Raw genomic sequence first — 21,160 nt, 5'->3', positions numbered from 1 at the left:
CTCACCTCACCGTCGCCCTTGCGACTCAGCCCAGCCACTCGCGCGCGGCCACGACGAGCGCCTGCACGCCCGTCTCCAGCGTGGGGTGGATGAGCGGCGCGAAGTGCGGCGAGTGGTTCGAGGGGATGTCGGCATCCGTCGTGCCGTTCGCCAGCCCGTGCGTGAACAGCGACGGGTCGAGCCCGCCGAGCAGCCAGTAGACGATCGGAACACCCGCCGCGGTCGCGAGCGTTCCCACGTCTTCGCTGCCGGTGACGCGGCCGGGATCGATCACCCGCTCGGCTCCGAACGCGGCGCGGAAGGCGCCGATGGTGCGCTCCGTCGCAGCCTCGTCGTTGTGCAGCACGGGGAACGAGTCGAGCGTCTCGACATCGGGCATGCGCGGTGCCCCGGATGCCGCCGCCTCCCCGTTCGCGATCCGCTCGATAGCGGCGACCACCCGGTCGCGCACACCGGTGTCGTAGGTGCGGATGTTGATGCCGAGCGTGGCGTCCGGCGGGATGATGTTGATCTTGGTGCCGGCATGCAACGTGCCGACTGTGACGACAGCGGTCTCGCCTCCTGCGATCTCGCGCGAGACGATCGTCTGCAGCCGCATCACCGTCGCGGCCGCCATCACGACAGGGTCGATCGTCGCCTCGGGTCGCGACCCGTGCCCGCCTTCACCGTGCAGGGTGACGATCACGTCGTCGGTCGCGGCGAACGCGGGTCCCGCGTGCACGCCCACCACTCCGGCCGGTGCCGGCGCCACGTGCTGACCGAGCACGATGTCGGGCTTCGGAACGCGGTCGTACAGGCCGTCGTCGACCATCGCGTGCGCACCTGAGCCCACTTCTTCCGCCGGTTGGAAGACGAAGACGACCGTGCCGTGCCACTCGTCCTTCGAGCCGACCAGGGCCTCCGCCGCGCCCAGCAGACAGGTGACGTGCACGTCGTGTCCGCAGGCGTGCATCACGGGCACGTCGTTGCCGTCCGGGTCGGTCGCCCGCTGCGTGCTCGCGTAGTCGAGGCTGGTCTCCTCGGCGACGGGGAGGGCATCCATGTCGGCCCGCAGCAGCACCGTGGGGCCGTCGCCGTTGGCGAGCACCCCTGCGACGCCGGTTCGGCCGATGTCCTCGACCACGTCGATGCCGAGGGCACGCAGCCCGTCGGCCGCGATCTTCGCCGTCCGGTGTTCCTGATACGACAGCTCGGGATGCTCGTGCAGGTCCTTATAGGTCTCTTCCAGATCGATCGCCATGACTTCGCCTTCCGCCGACAATGCCCGCCGATGCAGCGGCCAGAGCCAGTCTGCCCTGGATGCCGCAGAGGGCCTACGCCTGCACCTCATCGCGGCGCGTTGAGCCGAACACGCGGCCCGAGGCGCTCGACACCCGCTCGGTGCAACACTGAGACCATGCCAGCCGCTCCGCACCCGCTCCCCGCCGCCGACCTTCCCCCGCTGAGCGACGTGCTCGCCGAGGCCCGCGTGGTGTCGCTGCCGATGGTGACGAGATTCCGTGGAATCACGGTGCGGGAGGCCTTTCTCACGCGCGGCCCGAGGGGGTGGACCGAGTTCTCGCCGTTCGTCGAATACGGCGACGCCGAGGCATCAGCATGGCTGGCGGCCGCGATCGACTTCGGCTGGGGAGACGACCCGGTGCCGGTACGCGACACGGTCGGAGTGAACGCCACAGTGCCCTCCGTCGCGGCGGGCGAGGTCGCGGGCGTGCTGGCCCGGTTCCCCGGCTGCCGCACCGCCAAGGTCAAGGTCGCAGAGCCCGGGCAGCAGCTCGCCGATGACGTCGCCAGAGTGGCGGCGGTACGAGACGTGCTCGGCCCGGAAGGGCGCATCCGCGTCGACGCGAACACGCTGTGGAACGTGGACGAGGCCGAACACGCCATCCACGCACTCGCGCCGTACGACCTGGAGTACGTCGAACAGCCGTGTTCGAGCGTCGAGGAGCTCGCCGACGTGCGCAGGCGCGTGAAGTACATGGGCATCCCGATCGCAGCCGACGAGAGCGTGCGCAAGGCGTCCGATCCCCTCGCGGTGGCACGCGCCGGCGCGGCCGACGTGCTGATCGTGAAGGCGCAGCCGCTGGGGGGCATCCGGGCGGCACTGGGGATCATCGGCCTCGCCGGGCTTCCCGTGGTGGTGTCGAGCGCGATCGACACCTCGGTGGGGCTCGCCATGGGGGCGATGCTGGCGGCATCCGTTCCGCACCTCGACTACGACTGCGGGCTCGGCACGGCGGCACTGCTGGCAGCGGATGTCACCCGCGAGCCGCTCACGCCGGTGGACGGCGCGATTCCGGTGCGTCGTGTCGAGGCCGACGAGGCCCTGCTGCGAGAGCACGCCGCGGATGCCGACCGTCACGCCTGGTGGGTGGCGCGTGTCGAGCGATGCTATCGAGAGCTGGAGCAGGGCTAACACCGTTTCTCCGGGCTGAGCAGCATCCCGATCGGCGATACGCGCCACGCTGAAGCCGGCCACGCACATCCAACGGGAATGTCGGTGGCCGGTGGCAGGTTGTGTTGCACACGCGGCAACGGCGCCGGTCGAATCCGGCGGTGCGAGAGCACCGCTCCCGAAGGGACCCGCGCATGACCGCAGTCGACGCATCGCCCGAGACCAGCAACCTTTCCGAAGTGCATGCACGGGCCCCGCGCCGCGCCGGTCTCGCGTTCTGGACGGCCGCCGCCGTCATCGTGGTCGCACTGTGGGCGAGCGGATCGCCCGCCATGGTCTACCCCCTGTACGAACGGGTGTGGCAGCTGTCTCCCGCCGTCACGACCTCGGTCTTCGCCGTTTATCCGGTCGTGCTCATCGTCGTTCTCCTGCTGTTCGGCGATCTCTCCGACCACATCGGCAGGCGCGTCGCGATTCTGATCGGGCTCGGCTCCATCATCGTCGGGGTGTTGACGTTCGCACTCGCGCCGAGCGTCGAATGGCTCTTCGTCGGCCGCGTGTTCCAGGGTCTGGGCGTCGGGCTGTCGCTCAGCCCGGCGGGCGCCGCACTTGTCGAACTGGATCGCACCGGCAAGCGCGCGAGCACCGTGAACACGGTGGCGATCGCCGTCGGCCTCACACTCGCCACCGTCGTGGGCGGCGCGCTCGTGCAGTACGGGCCGGCGCCGCGGGCACTCACGTTCTGGGTTCTGCTCGGGGTGGTCGTGGTCGTCGCGGCAGCCGCCGCGTTCCTGCCGCGCCATGTGCGGGATGACTCGCTCGCGCCCTGGCGTCCGCGCCCCATCCGCGTGCCCAAGGCCATGCGGGGCATCCTCGCCACCGCGGCCCTCGCCATCACGCTGAGCTTCGCGGTCGGCTCCGTGTTCATCTCACTGGGCGCGCAGATCGCGAAAGACGTGCTGCACACGGAGAACGCGCTGGTCGCGGGGGTGGTGCTCGCGATCGGCTCCGCCGTGAGCGGCGTGGTCTCGGTCGCGTTCGGCAGGATGCCCGCCCGCACCGCCGCCATCCTCGGCGGCGTGCTCGGCGCGCTTTCGATCATCGCCCTCGTGGCCAGCGCTTACGCATCGTCCCTTCCGCTCTTCATGACGGCATCGCTGCTCTTCGGCGGATCGAGCGCGCTCGTGTTCCTCGGCGGCCTCGGGCTGATCGCGGCGAACGCAGCGCCCCATCATCGCGCCGGCACTCTGTCGATGGCATACCTGTTCGCCTACATCGGCCAGGTGGTCACCTCGGTCGGACTCGGCGTGCTGGCGACGACCATCGGGCTGCGTGCCGGACTCGACATCGTCGGACCTGCGCTGCTGGTTCTCGCGCTGGCCACCATCGCGGTAGCGGCGCTGCTGGGTCGACGCCAGTCCTCGGCACAGGCATCCGCCGCGGCGCGCGGAAACGTGCCGACCTGTCCGACGAAGGCGCTGTCCGTCGACTGAGGCCACGTGGCCTGGCGCGCGAGTGATGCTCGCTCGGGCGTGAGGGATGCGCACGGTCGGGGAAGAGAATCCTCGGCGACAGAAACGTGTGCACGCTCGGCGTAGGAACACACACCCTCGGCGAGGGAGACCCGCACGGCTCGGCGTGAGAGACCCTGGCGTCAGGACAGGCCGCTGTAGGAGTGCAGGCCGTGGAAGAAGACGTTCACCACACCGAAGTTGAACATCACCGCGCTGAAGCCGATGATCGCCAGCCACGCCGAACGGCTGCCGCGCCAGCCGCGCGTCGCGCGAGCGTGGATGTATCCGGCGTAGATGACCCAGATGATGAAGGTCCACACCTCTTTGGTGTCCCAGCTCCAGTACGAGCCCCACGCCTTCTCGGCCCAGATGGCGCCGGCGATGAGGGTGAACGTCCAGAAGATGAAGCCCACGATGTTGATGCGGTACGAGAGGTTCTCGAGCGTGTCCGACTTCGGCAGCGTGGCGAGGAAGCGGAACTGCGTCGGCTTGTTCGCCGCCACCTGGTGCTCGCGCCGCACCTGCAGCAACTGGGCGACGGCGAGGGCGAACCCGAGCGCGAAGAGCGCCGTGGCCAGCAGCGCCACGAGGATGTGGATGACCAGCCAGTACGACTGCAGCGCCGGCGGCAGCGGCACGACCGGAACGTAGTACCGCGTCGTGGCCACCATGAGCAGCACGCACACGAGACCCAACACGAACGTGCCGACATAGCGGATGTCGAACCGCAGGTTCACGAGCAGGAAGATGCCGACGATGATGAGGGTTCCCGTCATGGAGAACTCCCACATGTTGGCCCACGGCACGCGGCCGGCGTCGATGCCGCGGAAGACGTCCGCGAGCAGATGCGTGACCCAGCCGACGATCGTCAGCACCATCGCGACACGCAGGCTGCGCGAGGTGGCGCGGTCGCCGTGCACGTCGTCTTCGATGCGGGCGCTCAGCCGCGAGATCGCTCCCGACCCGCTGGGGCGTGTCTCCGTCAGCGTGGTGCCGCCGGATGCCGCCGCGTCGGTAACGCCGCCTGCTACGGAGGCCACGGCATCCACAGGCTGCGCGGTCGCCTCGACGAACACCACGTCGTCGGCGACACCTGCGCGCCGCGACACGGCGCTGGGCACCGAGGCGGGGATCGTCGCTCGCGCGCTACGGCGCGAGAGATCGATCGCGAAGAAGATGAACGCGGCAGCATAGAGGCCCATGGCCACGTAGATGAAGATTTGCGAGAGTGTGTCGAGCACGATGTGAGAATCCTACGTCGTCTGATGAATCCGCTGGGCTGTCTGGGCGAACGGTTGCGCCGCTGAACGAGTTCTCATTCGCGGGAGCGACCCGTGAGAGAAGCGATGTGACGATCGGCGAAGGATGCCACGGCGTCATCGAGCCGCGGATCCTCACCGCGCGCGAGCCCCGCGTACTCCAACCGCAGCGAGCCGTCGGCCTGGGTGATGGCCTTCACCCACAGCCGCCGCCGCGGAACGAACAGCGACGTCAAGAGGCCGCCGAGCACGAGCACCGCGAACAGCAGCATCCAGCCCTGTGTCGGGTCGTGGTGCACCTCGAGGCTCACGAACCGGGCGACGCCGTCGAAGGTGACGGTGCCGAGCCCGTTCGGCAGCGACGCCGACTCGCCCGGCTTGAGGTCGATGGCCTTCGCCTTCGCTCCGGGGCCGGCGATCTCTTTGAGCTTGTCGATGTTGAGTGCGTAGACCGACACGGGCAGTCCCTTGTCGAGCCCGAGGTCGCCCTGGTAGACGCTGAGTCCCAGCATCGGGTCTCGGGTGTCGGGGTAGCTCGACGTGTAGGCGCCCGTCGAGAGCTTCTGCGCCGTCGGGTAGAAGAACCCGATCATGCCGAGCTGCTCCTTCAGGCCGTCCGGCACCTTGACGATGCCCTGCGACGTCATGTTGGTGTCCTGCGACGGGAACGGAACGGCGTCATGGAACACCGCCTTGCCCTTGGCGTTGCGCACCGTGATGATCGGCGCGTAGCCGTTGCCGAGCAGATACACGTTGGTGCCGCCGATGCCGAGCGGCTCGTTGACCTTGATGGTCTTCTTGCTCGTCGTGCCGTTCTCGGTGGTCGTCACGTAGGCCGTGTAGTCGAGCGGCGAGCCCATGGCGTTCTTGTTCTTCGACTCGTACTTCACGTCGAGCTGGTCGAGCTTGATCGCGAACGGCGACAGACCGCTCGTGTCGACGAACCGCCCGGGGTTGATCGAGTCGTAGTTCACCAGGGTGTTCACGAACGACTGGCCGTCGACGACGATCCGTTGTCCCGTGTAGCTGAGCCCGCCGCCGACTCCGACAGCGATCAGGATGCCGACGAGCGCGGCGTGGAACAGGATGTTGCCGGTCTCGCGCAGGTATCCGCGCTCGGCCGACACCGAGGCATCCCGAGCCGTCTCCAGCACGACGGTGCGGTAGCCGGATGCCTTCAGCAGCTTCTGCGCAGAGACGATCGCCGCTTGCCGCGCGGCCTCGGCCTCGGCGCTCGCGCCCTGCGACGTCATGCCCTGCAGCACCCGCACCCGGTATCCGGCCATGCGCGCTAGGCGGGCCGGCGTGCGCGGCGGCTTCGCGCGCAACGCCTCGAGGTGATGCTTGAGGCGCGGCACCACGCAGCCGACGAGCGAGACGAACAGCAGCAGGTAGATGGCCGAGAACCACACCGAGGTGTAGGTGTCGAAGACCTGCAGCTTGTCGAGGATCGGGTAGAGCACCGGGTGGTTCTCCTGGTACTGCACCACGCCGTTCGGGTCAGAGGTGTGCTGCGGCACGAGCGAACCCGGCACGGCCGCGACCGCGAGCAGCAGCAGCAGGAACAGTGCCGTGCGCATGCTCGTGAGCTGGCGCCACATCCAGCGCAACCAGCCGATCGGGCCGAGCTTGGGCTGGGTCAGGGCACCGGCATCCGCGTCGCCGACGTCTTCCGACGTGTCGTCGACATGGCCGGAGGGCCGGCTGTCACGACGCTGCTGGGCGCGGTCGTCGCGTTCGGTGTCGACGCCTCCCTCTGCTCCCTGTGCCGGGTCGTGCAGCGTGTCGGTGTCAGAGTGCTGTTCCAAAGCTCGGGATCACCCCCGCGAGTGCGCTGATCCACTGGTTCCAGACGCCGGAGACCATGAGGATGCCGATGGCGATGAGCAAGGCACCGCCGACGATGTTGATGACCCGGATGTGCCTGCGCAGAAAAGCGACGGCACCGGATGCCCACCCGAGGCCGAGCGCGATCAGCACGAACGGCACGCCGAGGCCGAGCGCGTAGAACAGTGCGAGCACGGCGCCCTGCCAGGCCGAGCCGCTCGAGTAGCTCATGGTGGTGATGGCGGCCAGCGTCGGGCCGGTGCACGGGCTCCAGCCGATCGCGAAGATGATGCCGAGCAGCGGTGCGCCCGCGAGCCCGGTCAGCGGCCGCCACTGCGGCTTGAACGTGCGCTGCATGAAGGTGAACTGCCCGACGAACACGAGCCCGAGCACGATGAGCACGATGCCGGCGATGCGCGTGATGAGGTCGCGCCACTGGATCATCCAGAACCCCAGCGCCCCGAACACGAACCCGGTGAGCACGAAGACCACCGCGAAGCCGAGCACGAAGAGCGCCACGCCGAGCACGAGCCGGTTGCGGCCGGTGCGCACCGCCGTGGCCGTGGCCGTCGCGCCCTGGCCGCCCGGGGCGACCCCGGCAGCGGCCGCCGCGGCCGCGGTCTCGCCGGTGAACCCGCCGATGTAGGCGAGGTAGCCGGGAACGAGCGGCAGGATGCACGGCGAGGCGAACGAGATGAAGCCGGCCAGCAGCGCCACGGGCACCGTCAACAGCAGAGGTGCCGACAGCACGAAGTTCTCGATGCCCATCAGTCGGTCATCCTGCGCACGCCCATCACTTGCCCTCGGCGAGCGTGGAATCGATCAGCGTGGTGAGCGTCGACGGCTGCGCCGCGATGTCGCCGGCGATGCGCGCCGCGATGCGGCCCTGCTTGTCGATCACGAACGTCGTGGGCGTGGCGTTGGGGCGCATGGATCCGCTGAAGGCGAGCTGCACGGCGCCGCCGTCCGCGTCGAGGATCGACGGATAGGTCACCTTGAACTCGCTGTCGAACGATTGCGAGGTCGCGGCGGAGTCGCGGGTGTTCACGCCGATGAAGGTCACACCCTTGCCGGAGTACTCGGTCGAGATCTTCTGAAGGTCGGATGCCTCGGCGCGGCAGGGCGGGCATCCCGCGTACCAGAAGTTGACCACCAGCACGTCGCCGCGCTCGGCCTTCGACGAGAAGGACGTGCCGTCGTCGGTCTTGCCCGAGAAGTCGACCGGCGTGGCGCGGTCGGCCGGCTTGAGTTCGGTGACGCCGCTGCCCGCGATGTAGTTCTTGTCGTCGCCGGAGGTGTACTGCTTGGCGAGCTCATCGTTGGCACAACCGCTGAGCAGCGCGCCGACGGCGAGCGCCGCAGCAGCGACGGCGAGGATGCGGCGCTTCACACTGCCCCCACATCGGTCGAATCCGCGGCAAGAGCGGCAGCGGGATCGGAGTACGAGACCTCGACGAGCTGGCCCGACCGGCGCTCGAAGGTCGTGATGCTGGAGAGCGAGCAGCGTCGCTCGCGCGGGTCGTGCATGAAGCGCTCGCCGGCGAGCGAGAGGTGCGCCACCCAGATCGGCAGCTGGTGGCTGACGAGCACGACATCGACCGGGGCCGCGTCGCCGTCGGCGGAGGATCGCTGCGCGGTCGCCGACTCGGCTCGGTCGAAGGCGTCATGCAGCGCGGCCAGCATGCGCTGCTCGATCGAGTGGTACGACTCGCCCCAGCTCGGACGCAGCGGGTTGACCAGCCACGGCCAGTTCGCCGGGCTGCGCAGGGCCTTCGACATCACCTTGCCCTCGAAGTGGTTCGCGGGCTCGATGAGGCGGGCATCCGTCTGGATCTGCTGATCGAACGCCGCGGCGATCGGCGCCGCCGACTCCTGGGTGCGCTGCAGGGGCGATGCGATCACGGCCGCGACAGGACGCCGCCGTGCAACGAGATCGTCTGCCGCCGCCTGCGCCATGCTGCGGCCGAGATCGGAAAGGTGGAAGCCGGGCATCCTGCCATAAAGGATGCCGTCGGGATTGTGCACCTCGCCGTGACGCACGAGATGCACCTGGGAAGCTGCCACCCTGCCAGTGTACGGAGGGCGCGTCGGTGAATTCGCCGTGAGCGCTGCCTCGGCGCCCGGCCCCACGCGCTCACCCGAGACCTTCTCGCACGTGAGCCGCCTCCTGCCCCGAAGGCCGCGACGGTCGGCACGAGCCGGCTTGTTGCGCACTCGGCATGACCCCGTAGTGTCGGACGAGGGGTGACGCGGATGTCTGAAGTGGGCTGGGACGATGTGCGCGAGCTCGCGCTGGCTCTTCCCGACACCGATGAGACGACCAGCTGGGGACACGCGTTCTGGCGAGTGCACGGCAAGGGCTTCGTCTGGGAGAGACCGCTGCGCAAGCCCGACCTGCAGGCGCTCGGGATCACGGAGCAGCCGGGACCCGTGCTGGGCGCCAAGGTCGACGACGAGGCCACCAAGCTCGCGCTCGTCGAGGTCGATCCGACGCTGTTCTTCACGACGCCGCACTTCGACGGGTACCCGTCGGTGCTCGTCTGGCTCGACAGGGTGCCGGCGCGAAGGCTCGAGGAGATCGTGACGGATGCGTGGCTCGCCACCGCGCCGATGCGGCTGCGGCGCGAGTGGCTCGACGCGCACGCCGAGTAGAGAGGGTCGCGACCGCGCCGGCGGGCTTGCTCGCCGGACCGAGCCTCAATCGCACCTATCGCGGCTGCGCCGCTCACGGGCTCCATCGGTTCGGCGGTGAGAGCGAGCTCTCACCGCACTCACCTCAGTCGCCCATAGACTCTTCTGGTGACTTCGCGCATCCTCGTCAAGAACCTCGCCGCCCGTGAAGACGGCCCCGTCACCGTCTCCGGATGGGTCGAGACGGTGCGCGATCAGAAGAAGGTGCAGTTCGTCGTGCTGCGCGACGAGTCCGGTGACGTGCAGCTCGTGCACCCGCGCGCCGCGGCGCCCGCGACCGAGGTGGTCGAGACATCCGGTGACGTGCCCGTCGGCGTGAGCGTGACGGATGACGTGGCCGAGACGATCTCGTCGCTCACGCTCGGCTCCTTCGTCACCGTCACCGGCGAGCTGAAGCACGACGAGCGGGTCAAGCTCGGCGGCATCGAGGTGAAGATCGACTCGCTGACCGTGGAGAGCTACGCGCACCCCGAGCTGCCGATCGCCGCGGACTCCGCGCTCGACAAGCGTCTCGACTACCGCTTCATCGACCTTCGTCAGAAGCGCAACAACCTCATCTTCCGCATCCAGACCACGCTCGAGCACGCCTGGCGCACGTGGTGGATCGACAACGGCTACATCGAGGTGCACACGCCCACGTTCATGGCGACGCCGTCGGAGTCGCGCGCGGAGCTGTTCCAGCTCGACTACTTCGATCTGGGCACCGCATACCTCGCGCAGAGCCCGCAGCACTTCAAGCAGATGGCGCAGGCCGCCGGCCTCGGCAAGGTCTTCGCGATCACGCCCGTCTTCCGCGCCGATCCGTCGTTCACGTCGCGCCACGCCACGGAGTACACGAGCGTCGATGCCGAGCTCAGCTGGATCGACTCGCACGACGACGTCATGGCCATGCAGGAGCAGCTGCTCGTCGCCGGCCTGACGGCCGTCGAGGAGAAGCACGGCGACGAGATCCGCGAGGCGTTCGGCATCGAGGTCGAGGTGCCCGCTGCGCCGTTCCCACGCATCCCGCTCGCCGAGGCGCACGAGATCGTCGAGAAGCGCGGATACAAGGTGCCGCGCGAAGACGGCGACCTCGACCCAGAGGGCGAGCGCCAGATCGCCGCGTACGTCAAAGAGACGTACGGCCACGACTTCGTGTTCCTCACCGACTACCCGCTGTCGATCCGGCCGTTCTACCACATGGTCGACGAGCAGACCGGGCTCACCAAGAGCTACGACCTCATCTACAACGGGGTCGAGATCACCACGGGAGCCCAGCGCGAGCACCGCCTCGACGTGCTCGAGGCGCAGGCCGTGAAGAAGGGCCTCGAGCTGGAAGGCCTCGAGTCGTACCTCGACTTCTTCCGCTACGGCATCCCGCCGCACGGCGGGTTCGGCATGGGCCTCGCCCGCGTGCTCATGCAGCTGCTCGGAGAGCAGTCGATCCGCGAGGTCACCTATCTGTTCCGCGGGCCGACGCGCCTGAAGCCTTAGTCCCCGCCCACGTGCGCCAGGTCTCGGCGTCTGCGCCAGGTCTTCTGGCGCAATACCCGAGACCTGGCGCACGTGGGAAGAGCCGCCAAGCTCACACGAACGCGGTGGGCTCGTAGTAGGTGACCTTCGAGGCCCAGCCACTGGGCATCAGCAGGTCGCCCCACTCCTCGCGCGCAGCATCCGTGTCGAAGCTCACGTCGACGCGCTCGCGCCACCGGCCGTCCGACATGCGCTGCAGCGTGGCCTCCCAGGTGACGCCGGGCGTGCGCTTCGCTTGGAGCCGCAGGTGCAGGCCGATTCCGCGCTCTCGCGCGAGAAGCGTGAGCAGGCCGGTGTAGACGGATGCCCGCCCCACCTCCTGAAACCACGGTCGCAGGCTGTGCACCAAGACATCGGCGCTCCACAGAATGGTGGTCGGAAAGCCCGTGCGCGACGGGTAGATGTCCACCGCGATCACGCCGGGCACCCGACGCAGCGTCACCCTCAGGTGGTCACGCGTGACGCCGTCGTCGACGGTGGAGTGGAAATAGACCGGCACCGCGGGTCGCGGAACGTCGAATCCCACCCGTTGCGCGGCGTAGTCGGAGACCACCTGTCGTCCGGCGAAGAACGGCCTGACGTCGTCGACGTACGCGCCGACGGCGGCAGCGGGCGGCTCGGCCTCGATCGTTCCCGCGGTCTCCGCGTAGCTCGGCGAATGGTGCGTCACCGCGATGCGGTAGCCGCGCGGCAGCGGCGGCCCGGCCTTCACCGTGATCCACACGGCGGCACGCCGAGCACCTGTGCCGAACGTGACCTCGCTGACCTCGTAGCGTTGCCGCACACCGGCCTCCTGCGCGGGCGACTCCGGTGACGGCGGCACCTCCTGCGACAGGGATGCATCCGCACGCGAGACGTGCGGCACGATCACGGGGTTCTGCCGCCCGGCCAACCGCGGAACACTGTCGAGCACGTGCTCGAGCGACAGCACCTTCATGCCGCGCGGCACGCGGTAGCGGGCGATCGGCGATCCCGCGGTGATCAGGTGCGTCACCGTGAAGCCCTCGCGCTCGGAGAGATCGGCCACCTGCGCGGCCACCATCCCACCGAGGCTGAACCCTGCGACGAGCACGGGTTCGCCCGTGCGGATGCCCGCCTGCCGCATCGCCTCAACGGCCGCTCGCGTGAGCGTGGTCTCGTGCATCGACAACGCGACGAAATCGGCGGTGAGGTCGTTCGGAGCACGACCGGCACGAGGATGCCAGGTCTGCGTGCTCGGGAACTGCACGATCCAGCGGCGCCCCGGCCGGGCATCCGTGCCGCCCGAGTGCACGGGAGCCGTCCCTGCGCCGTCCGGGAGCGGATTATCGACCGCGACCACGCGGATCACGGCCACGTCTGCACGGTCGTCGAGGTCGGGATCCCCCAGATCGTCGATCTCCCGCTGCGAGATGAAGAGTTCGCGCAGACCCCCGATGCGCGTTCGACGCATGGCCGTCAGCGCCAGCCCCGGCAGCCCCAGCTCGTCGGGATACGGCCCGAGCGTGAGGCCGGAGAAGTGCCGTGGGGTGTTCCACGACTCGGAGGGCCGGAACGTGTCGGAGGCGTGCGAATCGCGCCACCACACCAGAAAGTCCGCCCGCTGCGGCAGCGCCTGCTGCAGAAAGACGTCATACGGCCGCACCGTGACGGCCTGCCCGTCGTCGAAGAAGCCGTGATTGCGTCCGATCGCGACCAGCTTGGCCTCGAGCGCCGGAACGTTGAAGAGGGCGATGTAGGGCCTGGCACGCAGCCCTGGCAGCACGATGCCCACCAGCGAAGCCATCAGCGCGAGCGGTGCGAACAGGAAGCCGGCCGCCCGCGCGGCGAGTCCGATCGCACGCGGCAGGGTCGCCACCCAGGCGTCGTTCACGTCGAGAGCACGGGCGTCCTTGCCGATCGGCGGCCGCATCACGAACGGGTAGGGCCGCCGCACCATCAGGTGCGCGGCGAACCACACCCAGTCGACGACCGTCATCACGACCCAGATCGCACCGCGCACGACCCAGGAGACCAGCGCGATGCCGACCGCGACCAGGCCGATCACGAGCAGAACGATGGATGCCAGGGCCACGGCGATCGAGAGCCCCACCCATCCGAGCGGGCCGCGCGGGCGCCGCATCCACGGCGGAAGCTGCGCGGCCGGGGTCTGTTCGACGTCGGTCTCGGGCGCGCTCATGCGCGCGCGACCCGGCGCAGCGCGGCGCGCGAGGTGGGAACGTGGCCCGCTGTGGGAGCGCCGCCCTGCACGCGAACGTCGCCCTGCACACCTGCCGTCGCGCTGTGGCCGGACCGCATGAGGGTGGTCGCGCCCTGATCGGCCTGCGCGAGGGCGACCAAGGACCGAGGGGGCAGGCGACGACGCATGCGAACCAGCTTAGGGACAGCCTCCGACCGCGACGGCGGCCTCAGAGGGTGTAGTCGACGCCGGCGCGACCGACGGTGTTGGCGCGCACGAAGGCGACCACCTCTTGGTGCACGGGATGCGTGATGTAGGCGTGCAGGGCATCCTCGTCGTCGAACTCCGAGACGAGCACCACGTCGAAGTTGTCGGCGCCTCCCGCGTCGTTGAGGCCCACCTCGAACCGGCGGATCACGTCGATCTGCGACGGCAGCGCCACCAGGCGATCGCGGAACTCCTCTTTGAGGCTCTCGCGTTCCTCCTCGGTGTCGCCTGCGACCTTCCAAGCCACCACATGGCGAAGCGTCATCGTTCCTCCTTCAGCACGTCCGCGCTCGATCGTAGTGCGCGGAGCATTGACCAGCGCCCGAGCACGAAGCGTGACCGTGGCGCGCACCCTCGCGGGGCGGAAGGGTGCAGCTAGCCGGCGGCGCGCGCGAGCAGTGCCGCCGTCAGGCGTGCCTTGTCCACACGCCAGTAGGCGTGCTGCCTGCCATCGATCAGCACGACGGGGATCTCCTCCGCGTAACGGTCGAACAGCTCGGGCTCATCGAGGATCGAACGCTCCTCGAGAACGATGGCCGGGGCATCCGGATGCACCGCCGCGACCTCACGCGTCACCTCGCCGATCGCGGTCAGCGCGTCGTCGCACAGATGGCAGCCTGGCTTGCCGATGAGGGTGAGCTGGATCTCGGACACGGATGCCAGCCTACGTGGCGCTCCGCTCGCACGATCCAGCGTCGCGGGCGCGCACGCGCTCGGGTTTCGGGCACGAAAAAGCGCCGGGGCGATGCCCGGCGCTGATTCGCACGCTACTTCTTGTTGCGGCGCTGGTGGCGAGTCTTGCGAAGCAGCTTGCGGTGCTTCTTCTTCGCCATGCGCTTGCGGCGCTTCTTGATAACGGAACCCACGAAAACCTCACAAAAGTTCAACGGGATGCTGCATGAGCGCAGCCGGATGCCGCGCGGCGGCAGCACGGTCGCCCAGTCTACCATCCGCCGAGCTGCCGCTCGCCGCGGGAGCTGACGGCGGGATGCCGGCGCCTCAGCGCTTGCGCTTCGGCCGCACCCGCTCGACCACGTTCGAGACGCGGTGGCTCGTGTCGGCGAACACCTTGCCCACCTGCTCCGCGAACTCCTTGGTCTCGGTGTTGAGCCCCGCGATGACAGCGTGAACGTCGATGTCGGAGATGTCGAACCCGCCGCTCACGAACGGCATCAGCCAGTCCTCGATCTCCTCGAGGGGCTCGACGTCGAGGTGGTAATAGCGGTGCTGGCCCTCTTCGCGCACGGCGACGAGCCCCGCCTCCCGCAGCACCTTGAGGTGCTTCGACACGGTCGGCTGGCTGAGCTCGAGCTCGCCGACGATCTGCGAGACGCTCACCTCGCCGCTGTCGGTGTTCTCGGATGCCTCGAGCAGAACGCGCAGGATGTCGCGCCGTGTGGCATCCGCGACGATGTCAAAGATGTCCGGCATCACCCCAGGCTAGGGCATGGGGGCGCACGACACTATGCCCCGCGCGGCATCCTCGACACGGACGCATGCCGCGCACGGCACACGGTGTGGCTGCCCCTCGAAGTCGCCTCGCGCCGGGGTAGCATCGACCGCGCTAGCGGTAGCGCAGGAGGGCGGCTGATGCGGGCCACGGCACGGGCATCCCGGCACCTTGTGCCGACCACCTGGTGGGGCCGCGTGCAGTGGCGGGTGAACGAATTCGCCGGCGCCAGCCCCTCGCGCTTCGCCCTCACGGTGTTCACGACGCTGATCCTCGTGTTCACGCTGCTCTTCACGCTGCCCGTCTCGAGCGCCTCGAGTTCGACCACGCCCCTCGCCGACGCGCTGTTCACGGCGGTCTCGGTGATCTGCGTCACGGGTCTCTCCACCGTCGACATGGCCGAGCACTGGTCGGGCTTCGGCCACGTGATCGTGTACCTCGGCGTGCAGATCGGCGGAATCGGGGTGCTGACCCTGGCATCCATTCTCGGCATGGTCATCTCGCGCAGGCTCGGGCTTCGCGCCAAGCTCATCGCGGCCAGCGACAGCAACCCGCTGCGCGCGCATGCCGGACCGGTCGCCGAGGGACAGGCCATCCGGCTCGGCGAGATCGGCAGCCTGCTGCGCACCGTGGCCCTCAGCGCGGTGATCATCGAGCTCGTCGTGGCCTTCATGATCTTTCCGAGGATGCTCGCCCACGGCTTCTCCCTCTACGACAGCAGCCTCGACTCGCTCTACTACTCCGCCATGGCGTTCACGAACACCGGCTTCACCCCCAATGAGGCCGGACTGACGCCGTTCGCGACGGACTACGTGTTCTTGACAGCGCTGATGATCGGCGTGATCGCGGGAGCGATCGGTTTTCCGGTGATCTACGCGGTCGCGCAGAACCTGCGGCGCACGTCGCGGCGTCCGTTCTGGACGCTGCACGTGAAGCTCACCATGGTCACGTTCGCGCTGCTGCTCGTCGCCGGGTGGATTCTGTACCTGATTCTGGAGGGCGGCAACCCGCGCACCCTGGAGGACGACGGGCCGGGCAACGCCGTTTTCCAGTCGCTGTTCATGTCGGTGATGGCCCGCTCAGGCGGCTTCTCCGTGCTCGACATCAACCATCTGCACAGCTCGTCGCTGCTCGTCACGGACATGCTGATGTTTGTGGGCGGCGGGTCGGCATCCACCGCCGGCGGCATCAAGGTGACGACGCTGGCCGTGCTCTTTCTCGCGGCGCTCGCGGAGGCGCGAGGGGTGGAGTCGATGGAGGCCTTCCGCAGGCGCATCCCCACCGACGTGCTGCGCGTGGCGGTGAGTGTCGTGCTGTGGGGCGCGACGATCGTGGCGGCATCCACCGTGACGGTGCTGGCCATCACGAAGGACACTCTCGATCACGCGCTGTTCGACGTGATCAGCGCGTTCGCCACCTGCGGGCTCTCCACCGGGCTGACCCAGCATGCGCCGACCCCCGCGGTGTACGTGCTCGCCGTGACGATGTTCCTCGGCCGCGTCGGCACGGTGACGCTCGCCGCCGCACTCGCGCAATCGCAGCGCGGGCAGTACTACCAGCATCCGGAAGAGAGGCCCATCGTTGGCTGACCGCATCAAACACGACGCGCCCGTTCTCGTGATCGGGCTCGGCCGCTTCGGCGCCGCGACCGCCGGACAGCTCGACCGGCTCGACCGCGAGGTGCTCGCCGTCGACACCGACCAGCTGCTCGTGCAGAAGTGGTCCGACCGCATCACGCACACGGTGCAGGCGGATGCCCGTTCCATCGACGCACTGCGTCAGATCGGCGCGCAGGATTTCTCCATCGCGGTGGTCGCCGTCGGCTCCTCGGTGGAGGCATCCGTGCTCATCACCGCGAACCTGGTGGACCTCGGCATTCCGCAGATCTGGGCCAAGGCCATCTCCAAGTCGCACGGAACGATCCTCGAGCGCATCGGTGCCAACCACGTGATCTACCCGGAGGCGGAGGCAGGCGAGCGCATCGCGCACCTGTTGTCGGGCCGCATGCTCGACTTCATCGAGTTCGACGACGACTTCGTGCTGGTCAAGATGTACCCGCCGAAGGTCATCCGCGGCATCTCGCTGACGGAGTCGCAGGTGCGCCGCAAGTACGACATCACCGTCGTGGGCGTGAAGACACCGGGCAAGCCGTTCACGTACGCGACACCGGAGACCGTGGTCTCCGATCACGACCTCATCATCGTGTCGGGCGCGAGCTCCGACGTGGAGCGGTTCGCCACGCTGGAGTGACGGCGGCCACAGCGGCCGGCCCATCCACCCCGTTCCGGCCCACGCGCCGCGGCGCAGCGCGGCGTGGCATCCGCGCACAATTCAGGTGGAACGAGGTACTCGCGGCCACAGCACGGGCGAATCACGCCGATCGTCCTGAATTGTTCGCGGTCGCAATGCTCCGTCGGTGCTCGGTCCGTACCGGTGGGCGACAGCCGAGTGAAGGCTGAGTGTGGTCAGCCGGCGGCGAGCTCGCGCGCGCGGGCGAGCGCGGCATCCGTCGCCCTGTCGAAGACCGCCTTCAGGTCGGCCTCCTGCAGCACCGCGACGGCGCGCTCCGTGGTGCCCTTCGGGCTCGTCACCTGAATGCGCAGCTGCTCGGGCGTCGAGTCGGATGCCTCGAGCAGGTGCGCAGCGCCGATGAACGTTCCGTTCACCATCTGGGCGGCCTGCTCCGGCGTGAAGCCCTTGTCCAGGGCAGCGGCCGTCAGCTGCTCGATGAGGAAGAACACGTAGGCGGGACCCGAACCGGAGATCGTGCTGAGGGCATCCAGCTGCGACTCCGGAACCTCGACGACCGTGCCGACGGTCTCGAACATGCGGCGCACGAGCGCCACCTGCTCCGGCGTCGACCGCGTGCCTGCGCTCAGACCCGTGACCGCCTTGCCCACGATGGCCGGCGTGTTCGGCATGGAGCGGATCGCGGCGACGGATGCCGGCAGCAGCTCCTTGAAGCGCGCGAGCGGAACACCCGCCGCAACGCTCACCACGATGGCGTCGGGCTCGATGGCATCAGCGATCTCGGTCAGCAGATCGGGCACCATGGCCGGCTTCACGGCGACCAGCACGATGCCGGCCCCCGCGACCGCCTCGCGGTTCGCGTTCGGATCGTCGTCGGTCGCCAGCGCCGTCACGCCGTCGGTGCGGGAAAGGGATGCCGCCCGCTGCGCACTCCTGTTCGTCGCGACGATCCCGCCGTCGACGTGCACGTCCGGCTTGAGCAGTCCGCTCATGACCGCACGACCCATGGACCCGGCGCCGAGCACGGCGATCTTCGGCAGGTGGACGACGTTCTCGCTCATGCGCCCAAGCCTAGGGTCACCACTCCGAGACTGGTTTCGCGTGACCGCGCCTGATGCGGTCCGGCCAGCACGCCGGACTCCGCTCTCCCCCCTCCCCGCTCCACTGTCCCTTCGTGTCGCCTCGGCCGCCCGGAGGCGACACGAAGGGACAGCCGAACGGGGTGGCGTGGTCCGTAGGATTGCCGCATGACCGACGCGGCCACCCCCACGACCGAGCATGAGACCGGCGGAACGAAGGCCATCCTGGCCGCGCTGGCCGCCAACCTCGGCATCGCGCTGACCAAGTTCATCGCGTGGGCGTTCTCCGGCTCGTCGTCGATGCTCGCCGAGGGCGTGCACTCGTTGGCCGACTCGTGCAACCAGGTGCTGCTCATGGTGGGCGGACGCAGGGCGAAGCGGCGGGCCGACCAGGAGCATCCCTTCGGTTACGGGCGCGAGCGCTACGTGTACGCGTTCGTGGTCTCGATCATCCTGTTCTCGGTCGGTGGCATCTTCTCCATCTACGAGGGCGTCGAGAAGATCACGCACCCGCATCCGATCGCCGTGTGGTGGCTGCCCCTGCTCGTGCTCGTCATCTCGATCTGCCTCGAGAGCTTCTCCCTGCGCACAGGCATGCGCGAGTCGCGGCCGCACAAGGGCAGCGGATCGTGGTTCGCGTTCATCCGCCGATCGAAGGCGCCCGAGCTGCCCATCGTGCTGCTCGAGGACATCGCGGCGCTCACGGGTCTGGTCTTCGCGCTGATCGGTGTGGGACTCGCGATCATCACCGGCAACGGCGTCTGGGACGGCGTGGGCACGGTGCTCATCGGCGCGCTGCTCGTGATCGTCGCCATCGTGCTCGGGGTCGAGACGAAGAGCCTGCTCGTCGGAGAAGGAGCGAGCGACGCGGATGCCATGGCCATTCGCGAGGCGATCCTCTCCGGTGGCGAGACCGACCGTGTCATCCACTTCAAGACGCTGTACCTGGGACCGGAGGAGCTCATGGTGGCCGCGAAGATCGCGCAGCCGGCGACGCGCTCGCTCGGCGAGGTCGCGGCGGCGATCAACGCGATCGAGGCTCGCATCCGCGAGGCCGTGCCGGTCGCGCGGGTCATCTACCTCGAGCCGGATGTCTTCCACGACCCGTCGCAGGCGGCGCCGCCGACCGAGACGATCGTGGTCAGGGGCGAGGACTGAGCGGCGCGCGAAGGGCACCCCACCTCGCCGGTTGAGGAGCACGCGGAGCGCACCGCATTCCGCGGGTTGAGGAGCACGCGAAGCGCGCGTCGCGAAACCCGTGACCCCTTCCGCACGCCGGGTTTCGAGACACGCACGGCTACGCCGCGCGCTCCTCAACCCTCGGTAGCCGCGCCGTCTGGACCTCAGCGGTGCTGCGTGAAGAAGTCGTCGAGCAGGGCCGCGGAAGCCGCCGCCTCCACGCCGCCGTAGACCTCGACACGGTGGTTCAGCCGACGGTCGCGCAGCACGTCGTAGACGCTGCCCGCGGCGCCGGCCTTCTCGTCCCATGCGCCGAACACGACGGTGGGCACCCGCGCGGAGAGAACGGCACCCGCGCACATCACGCACGGCTCGAGCGTGACGACGAGCGTGGCATCCGTGAGGTGCCAGTCGCCTGTCGTCTCGGCGGCGGCCCGCAGCGCCAGAATCTCCGCGTGCGCCGTCGGGTCCTGACGGGCCTCGCGCTCGTTGCGTCCGGTGCCGATCACGCGTCCTTCGCCGTCGAGCACGATCGCGGCGACCGGAACGTCACCGGTCTCCAGGGCGACGCGGGCGTCGTCAATCGCGCGGCGCATCCATTCGGCCTGATCGATGCTGGGCACGAGACGCCTCCGTCGATGCTGATGCTGGTGGCTGCGGCGTGCGCGGCGGATGCCGACGGCCCCGGCCACGATTACTGTTGAGCCTATGCGATTGCACGTGGCCGACCACCCGCTCGTCACTCACAAGCTCTCGGTGCTGCGCAACCGCGACACCCCGGCCGTGACGTTCCGGGCGCTCGTCGAGGAGCTCGTGACGCTGCTCGCCTACGAAGCCACCCGCAACGTGCATGTCACGCCGGTGGACATCCAGACGCCGGTCGCAGCGACCACCGGAGTCACGCTCGCCGACCCGAAGCCGCTGGTGGTTCCGATCCTGCGCGCCGGACTCGGGATGCTCGAGGGCATGGTCAAGCTCGTGCCGTCGGCCGAGGTCGGCTTTCTCGGCATGGTGCGCAACGAGGAGACGCTGCAGCCCACGACGTATGCCGAGCGTCTGCCCGAAGACCTCTCCAACCGGCAGTGCTTCGTTCTGGACCCGATGCTCGCCACGGGCGGATCGCTCAGCGCGGCGATCGAGTTCCTCTTCCAGCGGGGGGCCGTGGATGTCACGGCCATCTGCATCCTCGCCGCTCCCGAAGGCATCGCAGCGGTCGAGCGTCTCACGGAGGGTCGCGACGTGACGCTCGTGCTCGGTGCCGTGGACGATCACCTCAACGAGCACGGCTACATCGTGCCGGGACTCGGCGACGCGGGCGACCGCCTCTACGGCCTGGTCTGAGCCGACCGACGCCGACGCCGGTACGGCCTGGCGAGGACCGAAACCCGAACCCGCACCACGCCCCACAAGGCGGCGCCGCCGACGGCGCCGAACCCAACCACCCACGACAGCCGACAGCGGTGCGCCGGGCGGGGACCGAAACCCGAACCCGCACCACGCCCCACGAGGCGGCGGCCCCGACGGCGCCGAACCCAACCACCCACGACAGCCGACAGCGGTGCGCCGGGCGGGGACCGGCGCA

At 69.0% G+C, this 21,160-nt stretch carries 22 protein-coding genes; 8 read left to right on the top strand and 14 right to left on the bottom strand.

Annotation, left to right across the window (positions count from 1 at the left end):
* Positions 1-25: 25 nt before the first annotated feature.
* On the bottom strand, positions 26-1,240 hold the full coding sequence (locus FPZ11_RS16035; protein WP_146322079.1) for an amidohydrolase: 1,215 nt from the start codon (positions 1,238-1,240) through the stop codon (positions 26-28).
* Positions 1,241-1,396: 156 nt separating this feature from the next.
* On the opposite strand from FPZ11_RS16035, the gene FPZ11_RS16030 reads away from it, so the two are divergent.
* Both FPZ11_RS16030 and FPZ11_RS16025 read left to right on the top strand, forming a co-directional pair.
* Entirely contained in the window at positions 1,397-2,413 is a 1,017-nt protein-coding gene (locus FPZ11_RS16030) for an o-succinylbenzoate synthase (RefSeq protein ID WP_146322078.1), read from the top strand.
* Between the two features lie 173 nt (positions 2,414-2,586).
* Complete coding sequence (locus tag FPZ11_RS16025) at positions 2,587-3,885, top strand: MFS transporter (RefSeq protein ID WP_146322077.1); 1,299 nt, start codon at positions 2,587-2,589, stop codon at positions 3,883-3,885.
* A gap of 161 nt (positions 3,886-4,046) precedes the next feature.
* On the opposite strand, the gene ccsB is transcribed toward FPZ11_RS16025, so the two are convergent.
* The 5 genes from ccsB to FPZ11_RS16000 form a co-directional block, all read right to left on the bottom strand.
* Positions 4,047-5,147: a c-type cytochrome biogenesis protein CcsB gene (gene ccsB, locus FPZ11_RS16020; RefSeq protein ID WP_246846308.1), complete on the bottom strand. Its 1,101-nt coding sequence runs from the start codon at positions 5,145-5,147 to the stop codon at positions 4,047-4,049.
* Positions 5,148-5,221: 74 nt separating this feature from the next.
* Positions 5,222-6,973, bottom strand: a complete 1,752-nt coding sequence (gene resB / locus FPZ11_RS16015) for a cytochrome c biogenesis protein ResB (protein ID WP_246846307.1) — start codon at positions 6,971-6,973, stop codon at positions 5,222-5,224.
* On the bottom strand, positions 6,957-7,760 hold the full coding sequence (locus FPZ11_RS16010; RefSeq protein WP_146322076.1) for a cytochrome c biogenesis CcdA family protein: 804 nt from the start codon (positions 7,758-7,760) through the stop codon (positions 6,957-6,959). Before FPZ11_RS16010 ends, resB begins: the two co-directional genes overlap by 17 nt.
* A 25-nt stretch (positions 7,761-7,785) precedes the next feature.
* Positions 7,786-8,382, bottom strand: coding sequence for a TlpA family protein disulfide reductase (locus FPZ11_RS16005; protein WP_146322075.1), 597 nt, complete (start codon positions 8,380-8,382; stop codon positions 7,786-7,788).
* Positions 8,379-9,056, bottom strand: coding sequence for a histidine phosphatase family protein (locus tag FPZ11_RS16000; protein WP_146322074.1), 678 nt, complete (start codon positions 9,054-9,056; stop codon positions 8,379-8,381). The genes FPZ11_RS16005 and FPZ11_RS16000 overlap by 4 nt, the downstream gene beginning before the upstream one ends.
* A gap of 189 nt (positions 9,057-9,245) precedes the next feature.
* Here FPZ11_RS16000 and FPZ11_RS15995 point away from each other — a divergent pair, with 189 nt between their 5' ends.
* On the top strand, positions 9,246-9,644 hold the full coding sequence (locus FPZ11_RS15995; RefSeq protein WP_146322073.1) for an MmcQ/YjbR family DNA-binding protein: 399 nt from the start codon (positions 9,246-9,248) through the stop codon (positions 9,642-9,644).
* A 147-nt stretch (positions 9,645-9,791) separates the two neighbouring features.
* Positions 9,792-11,156, top strand: a complete 1,365-nt coding sequence (aspS, locus tag FPZ11_RS15990; RefSeq protein ID WP_146322072.1) for an aspartate--tRNA(Asn) ligase — start codon at positions 9,792-9,794, stop codon at positions 11,154-11,156.
* A 91-nt stretch (positions 11,157-11,247) separates the two neighbouring features.
* On the opposite strand, the gene FPZ11_RS15985 is transcribed toward aspS, so the two are convergent.
* The 6 genes from FPZ11_RS15985 to FPZ11_RS15960 all read right to left on the bottom strand — a co-directional run bounded on the left by FPZ11_RS15985 (position 11,248) and on the right by FPZ11_RS15960 (position 15,051).
* Positions 11,248-13,353: a thioesterase domain-containing protein gene (locus tag FPZ11_RS15985; protein WP_146322071.1), complete on the bottom strand. Its 2,106-nt coding sequence runs from the start codon at positions 13,351-13,353 to the stop codon at positions 11,248-11,250.
* Positions 13,350-13,541: a hypothetical protein gene (locus tag FPZ11_RS15980; RefSeq protein ID WP_146322070.1), complete on the bottom strand. Its 192-nt coding sequence runs from the start codon at positions 13,539-13,541 to the stop codon at positions 13,350-13,352. The genes FPZ11_RS15985 and FPZ11_RS15980 overlap by 4 nt, the downstream gene beginning before the upstream one ends.
* A gap of 41 nt (positions 13,542-13,582) precedes the next feature.
* Complete coding sequence (locus FPZ11_RS15975; RefSeq protein WP_146322069.1) at positions 13,583-13,885, bottom strand: Dabb family protein; 303 nt, start codon at positions 13,883-13,885, stop codon at positions 13,583-13,585.
* A gap of 110 nt (positions 13,886-13,995) precedes the next feature.
* Positions 13,996-14,274 (bottom strand): glutaredoxin family protein, encoded by a 279-nt coding sequence (locus FPZ11_RS15970; protein ID WP_146322068.1) that lies wholly within the window; start codon positions 14,272-14,274, stop codon positions 13,996-13,998.
* 113 nt (positions 14,275-14,387) lie between these two features.
* Entirely contained in the window at positions 14,388-14,486 is a 99-nt protein-coding gene (locus FPZ11_RS15965; RefSeq protein WP_003792170.1) for a 30S ribosomal protein bS22, read from the bottom strand.
* 133 nt (positions 14,487-14,619) lie between these two features.
* Positions 14,620-15,051, bottom strand: a complete 432-nt coding sequence (locus FPZ11_RS15960; protein WP_146322067.1) for an ArsR/SmtB family transcription factor — start codon at positions 15,049-15,051, stop codon at positions 14,620-14,622.
* Positions 15,052-15,210: 159 nt separating this feature from the next.
* Here FPZ11_RS15960 and FPZ11_RS15955 point away from each other — a divergent pair, with 159 nt between their 5' ends.
* Entirely contained in the window at positions 15,211-16,659 is a 1,449-nt protein-coding gene (locus tag FPZ11_RS15955) for a TrkH family potassium uptake protein (protein WP_146322066.1), read from the top strand.
* The gene (locus FPZ11_RS15950; RefSeq protein ID WP_146322065.1) at positions 16,652-17,320 is read left to right on the top strand and encodes a potassium channel family protein; all 669 of its coding nucleotides are present in this window, start codon (positions 16,652-16,654) and stop codon (positions 17,318-17,320) included. The genes FPZ11_RS15955 and FPZ11_RS15950 overlap by 8 nt, the downstream gene beginning before the upstream one ends.
* Positions 17,321-17,535: 215 nt before the next feature.
* On the opposite strand, the gene proC is transcribed toward FPZ11_RS15950, so the two are convergent.
* Positions 17,536-18,381, bottom strand: a complete 846-nt coding sequence (gene proC / locus FPZ11_RS15945) for a pyrroline-5-carboxylate reductase (RefSeq protein WP_146322064.1) — start codon at positions 18,379-18,381, stop codon at positions 17,536-17,538.
* A 186-nt stretch (positions 18,382-18,567) separates the two neighbouring features.
* Here proC and FPZ11_RS15940 point away from each other — a divergent pair, with 186 nt between their 5' ends.
* Positions 18,568-19,557, top strand: coding sequence for a cation diffusion facilitator family transporter (locus tag FPZ11_RS15940; protein WP_146322063.1), 990 nt, complete (start codon positions 18,568-18,570; stop codon positions 19,555-19,557).
* Positions 19,558-19,742: 185 nt separating this feature from the next.
* Here FPZ11_RS15940 and tadA read toward each other — a convergent pair whose 3' ends face one another.
* Positions 19,743-20,174, bottom strand: coding sequence for a tRNA adenosine(34) deaminase TadA (tadA, locus tag FPZ11_RS15935; RefSeq protein ID WP_146322935.1), 432 nt, complete (start codon positions 20,172-20,174; stop codon positions 19,743-19,745).
* Between the two features lie 112 nt (positions 20,175-20,286).
* Between tadA and upp the strand changes: the two genes are divergently transcribed.
* A complete protein-coding gene (gene upp / locus FPZ11_RS15930; RefSeq protein WP_146322062.1) occupies positions 20,287-20,919 on the top strand; it encodes a uracil phosphoribosyltransferase in 633 nt (210 codons plus the stop codon).
* The last annotated feature ends 241 nt before the right edge of the window (positions 20,920-21,160 follow it).

This window comes from Humibacter ginsenosidimutans, from assembly GCF_007859675.1.
Taxonomy (GTDB): Bacteria; Actinomycetota; Actinomycetes; order Actinomycetales; family Microbacteriaceae; genus Humibacter; species Humibacter ginsenosidimutans.
The sequence above is the reverse complement of the archived record's forward strand: the minus strand, read 5'-3'. Positions and strand labels throughout refer to the sequence as shown.

Coding starts and splice junctions, on each gene's coding strand:
- FPZ11_RS16035 (WP_146322079.1), bottom strand. CDS start 1,240: ATGGCGATCGATCTGGAAGAGACCTATAAGGACCTGCACGAGCATCCC.
- FPZ11_RS15955 (WP_146322066.1), top strand. CDS start 15,211: ATGCGGGCCACGGCACGGGCATCCCGGCACCTTGTGCCGACCACCTGG.
- FPZ11_RS16010 (WP_146322076.1), bottom strand. CDS start 7,760: ATGGGCATCGAGAACTTCGTGCTGTCGGCACCTCTGCTGTTGACGGTG.
- FPZ11_RS16025 (WP_146322077.1), top strand. CDS start 2,587: ATGACCGCAGTCGACGCATCGCCCGAGACCAGCAACCTTTCCGAAGTG.
- FPZ11_RS15975 (WP_146322069.1), bottom strand. CDS start 13,885: ATGACGCTTCGCCATGTGGTGGCTTGGAAGGTCGCAGGCGACACCGAG.
- FPZ11_RS15940 (WP_146322063.1), top strand. CDS start 18,568: ATGACCGACGCGGCCACCCCCACGACCGAGCATGAGACCGGCGGAACG.
- FPZ11_RS16030 (WP_146322078.1), top strand. CDS start 1,397: ATGCCAGCCGCTCCGCACCCGCTCCCCGCCGCCGACCTTCCCCCGCTG.
- proC (WP_146322064.1), bottom strand. CDS start 18,381: ATGAGCGAGAACGTCGTCCACCTGCCGAAGATCGCCGTGCTCGGCGCC.
- FPZ11_RS15980 (WP_146322070.1), bottom strand. CDS start 13,541: ATGCGTCGTCGCCTGCCCCCTCGGTCCTTGGTCGCCCTCGCGCAGGCC.
- FPZ11_RS15995 (WP_146322073.1), top strand. CDS start 9,246: ATGTCTGAAGTGGGCTGGGACGATGTGCGCGAGCTCGCGCTGGCTCTT.
- tadA (WP_146322935.1), bottom strand. CDS start 20,174: ATGCGCCGCGCGATTGACGACGCCCGCGTCGCCCTGGAGACCGGTGAC.
- FPZ11_RS15985 (WP_146322071.1), bottom strand. CDS start 13,353: ATGAGCGCGCCCGAGACCGACGTCGAACAGACCCCGGCCGCGCAGCTT.
- FPZ11_RS15960 (WP_146322067.1), bottom strand. CDS start 15,051: ATGCCGGACATCTTTGACATCGTCGCGGATGCCACACGGCGCGACATC.
- upp (WP_146322062.1), top strand. CDS start 20,287: ATGCGATTGCACGTGGCCGACCACCCGCTCGTCACTCACAAGCTCTCG.